5 protein-coding genes are annotated in these 5724 nt (G+C 66.6%); 3 read left to right on the top strand and 2 right to left on the bottom strand.

Annotation, left to right across the window (positions count from 1 at the left end):
* Positions 1-1701 (top strand): hypothetical protein (locus K8I61_09770; protein ID MBZ0272313.1); only part of this gene is annotated, 1701 nt, incomplete at its 5' end.
* Entirely contained in the window at positions 1698-2765 is a 1068-nt protein-coding gene (locus K8I61_09765) for an SGNH/GDSL hydrolase family protein (GenBank protein MBZ0272312.1), read from the top strand. The genes K8I61_09770 and K8I61_09765, both read left to right, overlap by 4 nt.
* 306 nt (positions 2766-3071) lie before the next feature.
* Here the strand turns inward: K8I61_09765 and K8I61_09760 are convergent, their stop codons facing one another.
* Together K8I61_09760 and K8I61_09755 are read right to left on the bottom strand one after the other, a co-directional pair.
* A complete protein-coding gene (locus tag K8I61_09760; GenBank protein MBZ0272311.1) occupies positions 3072-3662 on the bottom strand; it encodes a hypothetical protein in 591 nt (196 codons plus the stop codon).
* A 53-nt stretch (positions 3663-3715) separates the two neighbouring features.
* Positions 3716-4921 (bottom strand): CoA transferase, encoded by a 1206-nt coding sequence (locus K8I61_09755; protein MBZ0272310.1) that lies wholly within the window; start codon positions 4919-4921, stop codon positions 3716-3718.
* A 56-nt stretch (positions 4922-4977) separates the two neighbouring features.
* Here K8I61_09755 and K8I61_09750 point away from each other — a divergent pair.
* On the top strand, positions 4978-5724 hold a 747-nt coding region (locus K8I61_09750), incomplete at its 3' end, for a hypothetical protein (GenBank protein MBZ0272309.1).

The raw sequence follows: 5724 nt of genomic DNA, 5'->3' as shown, positions 1-5724 counted from the left end.
CCGCGCGGCATCGTCTTGAGCCTCGTCCTCGGCTTCAACGCGTACATCCACGACACGGCGGCGGCGCTTGTCGCGGACGGCGCGCTTGTCGCCCTGGCCGAGGAAGAGCGCTTCATCCGCCAGAAACACACGACCGCGTTTCCCGAAAACGGCATCGCCTGCGTGCTGTCCGAAGCCGGCGCGGCGGTGCGCGATTTGTCCACTGTCGCGTTTTACTGGGATCCGCAGCCGGGATTCGCGCGCCGCGTCGGGCAGACGATCGCGCGCCTGCCGGGCTCGCTTCGCCAGCTTGCGCGCGTGCAGCTTGGCAACTGGCGCAGCATGCGAAACGTGGAGGCGACTTTCCGTGCGCGCTACGGATTCACCGGATCGTTTCGCCACGTCAATCATTATCTCGCTCACGCGGCGGGCGCGTATTATCCTTCGCCGTTCGAGCGCGCGGCGATCCTCGTCGTGGACGGCAACGGCGAGATCGCGACGACCTGGCTCGGCATCGGCGAAGGCGGAAAAATCCGCCGCCTGCGCGAGGTGTTCTACCCGCACTCGCTCGGCCTGTTTTATTGCACGATCACCGAATACCTCGGCTTCAGGCAAAATTGCGACGAGGGAAAGGTGATGGGTCTTTCCGCGTACGGCTCATCAAAATTCGTCGCCAGAATGCGCGAGATCGTCCGCGTGGCGGATGACGGTACGTTTCGCCTGGATCTCTCGTACTTCGACTACCACCGCGCGCGGCGCAACTGGCACGCGCAAAAGTTTGTCGAAGCGTTCGGCCCGCCGCGCGAGCCGGGGTCGCCGATCGATGACCGCCACCGCGACGTCGCCTTCGCCGCGCAGGCCGTGCTTGAGGAAAGTGTGCTCGCGATCGCGCGGGCGCTCGTTCGCGAGACGGGCTGCCGCCATCTGGCGTACTCCGGCGGCGTTGCGCTCAACTGCGTCGCGAACGATCGCCTCCTGCGCGACGGCGTCGTCGACGCGCTTTTCGTTCCGCCGCCGGCCTACGACGCGGGCGCATCGTGGGGCGCGGCGCTCGCGGTGCATCACGAAAATCCGGCCGCGCCGCGCCACGCGCAACGTTCGCCCTATGCGGGCCCGGCGTATTCCGACGCGGATTGCGAGGTGGCGCTAAAAAGCGCGAACGTGCCGTACACGCGGCCGGACGACCTGGCGGGAGCGATCGCCGAGGCGCTTGCCGCCGGGCGCATCGTGGCGCGATTCGCGGGGCGCGCGGAGATGGGCCCGCGCGCGCTCGGTCATCGCAGCATTCTCGCCGATCCCCGCCCCTCGACGATGAAGGATCACCTGAACGCGCGCGTGAAACATCGCGAGGCGTTTCGCCCGTTCGGACCGTCGGTGCTCGCCGAGCGCGCCGGCGACCTGTTCGACATGCGCGCACCCGATGCGCCGTACATGCTTCTGGCCGTACCGGTGCGCGGCGAATGGCGCGCGCGCATCCCCGCCGTGACGCACGTCGACGGCACCGCGCGCATCCAGACGGTGACGCGCGAGGACGACCCGGACTACCATGCAATCATTGCGGCCTTCGCGGCGCGCACGGATGTGCCGTGCGTCGTGAATACGTCGTTCAATGTCATGGGAGAGCCGATCGTGAACACGCCCGCGGACGCGGTCGCCTGCTTCGTCTCGACCGGCATCGACGATCTCGCGCTCGGGCCGTTTTTTGCGGTGAAATCGTCATGAGACGGCGCGTTTCCGTTCGGCGCGTGGCGTTCTCACTCGTCACGTTCGCGCTCGCGATCGCCGCTCTCGAGCTCGGCTTGCGCATCGCGGGATTTCGCCACGAGCCGTTTTTCGACTGCCCGTCGTGGTGGTCGCGCTGCGGCGACAACCCGATCTTCGAGGGCGACCCGCACCGTTTCTGGCGCCTGCGCCCGAACGCGAACCAGGATCTCGATCAGGCGAGCCCGCACACCCAGACGATCAACGCCGGCGGATTCCGCGATGCGCCGGTGCCGATCGCAAAGGCGCCGGGCGAGTTTCGCGTCGTGACGCTCGGCGACTCCTGCACGTTCGGCGACGGCGTCGCGAATTGGGAAACCTACGCGCACGTTCTGGAAGAGCGGCTCGACGCCCAGCATGGCAAGGAGCGCGCCACGGTGCTGAACGCCGGCGTTCCGGGCTACACGAGCTACCAGATTCGCGAATACCTCGAACGCGATCTGCTCGCCTACAAGCCGGACGTCGTCGTCGTGTACGTCGGCTTCAACGACAACATCCCCCCGCCCTCCGGCCTGCCGGATCGCCTGATCGCCGCGGGCGGCCAAGGCGCGGGCGCGCTGCGCGAGGCGCTGCACGTTTCGCGCGCCGTGCAACTCGTCGAGCGCCTGGTCGATCCGATCCGCCGCAAGATCGCAAGCCGCCGCTACGAGGATGAGACGCCGCCGGACGGCGAGGAGCGCAACTTCCGCGTGACGATGAGCGACTACGTCGCGAATCTCTGCGCGATAAAAAGGCTCGCCGGCGAAAACGGCGCGCGCACGATCGTGATGACGCTGCCGCACGCGTTCGACAAGGTGCCCGAGCGCAACCCGGTGATCCGCCGCGCCGCCGGGCAATGCGGCATTCCGCTTCTCGATCTATGGGCGATCCTGAAAGAACACCAGAAGGCGGGCGAGGATCTGTTCAATCCCGACGGCGGGCATCCGAACGCGCACGGTCACGCGGTGATCGCGGGGGCGATCCTCGAAAAGCTGCGCGAGATGAATGCGATCGCGCCGGACATGGCGCCCGCCGAACCCGATTGAACGCGGCGCGGCGGCGCGCACAATGTCAAAGAGCCGGGCGATGTTGCGCCCGGCCCTTCGGTTCCGGAAAAGGTGGCCCCCTCCCCCAAGGCGGCCACGTTGCCCTTATTTCGCCGGACCTTTCACGGGTCCGATTATTCGGGCTGCTTTCGTCGGTCGGATGAGTATACGAACGGGCCGGCGCGCGTCAATCGGAATTTTTATGAGATTCAGGTGATATTTCAATAACTTACGCGCTTGTCCACAGGTTGTGTGGCGCGCAACGGCCAACGCTATATCTTGTTTTTTGGGGGGAAGTGAAGCCGATCAGATGGCGTCGTCGTCGTCGTCCGCCGCGTCGTCGTCCGCGGCATCGTCATCCGCCGCGTCGTCATCGTCGTCACCCGATGCGCCGCCCGGCAGCACGATGAAATTCGCCGACGTGACATTGCCGAATTCGTCGCACGAATCCCGCCCGACGATTTGCAGGGTATGTCCGCCGGCCGCTAGGTTCGAGATGTCGATCTCAAAGACGAGCGGCTTGTAGCCGTCGTCGACGTCCGAGCATCCGATGTCGTCCGCGGGCACGACGACGGACCAGTTCTGCACGTCGTCGAATCGCTGGAACAGATCGCCGCGCGTGAAATTGCATTCCTCGTCGTTGTACTCGACGAAAACCTCGACCCGTTCGCCCGCCTTGATGCGCGGCGGGCTCGCGAACGGCGCGTAAGCCGCGCCGGCATCGTCGCGGCGCAGCAGCAAGAAGACGTTGCCGAGCGCGGGCCCCTCGTTCTGGTAGCAGGGATCGTCCACGATCTCGGTGATCTGCGTCGTCGTGTCGCACGCCATAACGAGAGCGACCGCCGTCATGAGGGCAAAGCCGCCGATAAGAAGTTTTTTGCGCGCGACGGACGACATAAGACTCCCTAAAACGGGCGTAGGGAAAGACAATATCGGCGCACGGCGCGAAGTCAAGAATTCCCCTTTTTCGAAGCGCCCGGCGCGGCCGCGATCACGCCGGATTCCGCGAGCGCGTCGATCGCGCTTTCTTCATATCCGGCGTCACGCAATATCCGCCGCGAGTCCTGGCCGATACCCGGACTTGGGCTCGCTGTCGTCGCGTGACCCGGCGCGATGGGCAAGTCGACAAGGCGAATCGTGCCGCCGCCGGCAAGCGCGACGCGGCCGACCATCCCGCGTTCCCGAAACACCGGCGCGGCGAGCGCTTCCTCCAGGTCGAGCATCGGCTCAACGCACGCGTCAAACCGCGAAAATATCTTCACCCATTCGTCGCGCGTGCGCGATCGGAAGATATCGCGGACGCGGCGATAATGCGGGTTGGTTTCCTCGGCCGGCGTCAGCCCCTCGTCGAGCAATTCCGGCGTCTCGATCGCCGCGCAGACGTCGCGCCAATATTTCGGCTCGAGCGCGCCGACGGACATGTATTCGCCGTCCTTCGTCTCGTACATGTTGTAGCAAAGGCACTCGCCGCCGAGCACGCCGTGGCGAAAACCCGGCGCCTGTCCTTCGATGGCGGCCTGCGTCGCGTAGACTGACATGATCGACAAGGCGCAGTCGGCCATGCTGAGGTCGACGAACGCGCCCTCGCCCGTGCGCGCGCGGTGGAATGCGGCGGACGCGACTGACAGCGCGACGAAAAGGCCTGCGGTCATGTCGGTGATTTGCAAGCCGGGCAGCACCGGCCCGTGCCCGGGAAGGCCGATCATCGAGAGCATGCCCGAGAGCGCGCCGAGGTTGATGTCGTGCGCGCCGCGCCCCTGCATCGGACCGGTGGCGCCATAACCCGACAGCGCCACAAAAATCACGTCCCCGCGCTTTTCGCGCAGCGCCTCGTAGCCGATGCCCAGGCGATCCATGACGCCGCTGCGAAAGCTTTCGACGACGATGTCGTATTGCGACAGCAGGCGAAAAACGATCTCGCGCCCCTGGTCGCGCTTGAGATCGACCGCAAGCGCCTTCCGGTTGCGGTTCAACGCGTGGAAGATGTAGCCGTTATCGCCGGCCAGCGGCGGGATATAGCGCGCGTAGTCGCCGCCGGCGGGCGCCTCGATTTTCAGTACGTCGGCGCCAAGGTCGGCCAGGAGCTGCGTTCCGTACGGGCCGGGCAACAGGCGCGAAAAGTCGAGAATGCGGAGGCCGTCAAGAAGTTTGGTCATGAATTTTCGCCGCGGGCGGTGACCTGCGGGCGCGGTTGCTGGTAGTCTGCCGCGCGATGATCGCCCGAATCGTCCCTTCCGCCCGTGTTGTCGCGCACGCGACCGCGGCGGTGTTGATTTTCGGCGTCCTGACGGTGCTCGTCGGGCTCGCCGCGGCGCGATTCTATGGAAACGCCCCCGTGGTGACAACGGCGGATTCCAAACGGGCGTCAAGCGAAACCGCGCCGCGCCTGCCCGCCGCGTGGGCCGATCCGGCGCAGCGCGGGCGTGTCGAGGCGCTCATCGCCGCGGGCGGGCATCTGTTCGCGGCGGGACCGGGGCTTGGCGTTTACCGCTCCACGGACGAATCGGCGTGGCGGCCGTTTCACCGCGGGCTCGAGACGGACATGGATATCCTGGCGCTCGCATTGACGCCGGATGGTCTTTTCGCCGGATCGCGTAGCGGGCGCCTGTATCGCTTTGCCGACGACGCGTGGCGACTCGTCGCGACATTCGGCGACGGGCCGATTCGCGCGATCTGCTTTTTCGGCGCGGGGTACGTCGTGGCCGACGAAGCGAATATCTGGACGATGAAAGCGGATGCCAGGCCGGAGCGCACGCCTCGCGGCGACGCGCCGTGGTATTTCCTGACCGATCGCAAGGTGCGCACCGCGCGGGAACCGACGGGGCTTTGGACGCGCGCCGGCGAAGGCGCGTTTGTCAGCGGCCTGACCGGGGAGACGATCACCGCGATCGGCGGCGCACCCGGCGCGTCGGCCTGCGCGGTCCCGGGCTCTCCGGACGACACGGGCGCCGCGTTGTGG

This window comes from bacterium, assembly GCA_019912885.1.
GTDB lineage: Bacteria > Lernaellota > Lernaellaia > JACKCT01 > JACKCT01 > JAIOHV01.
This window is presented reverse-complemented; position numbering and strand designations above follow the sequence as displayed.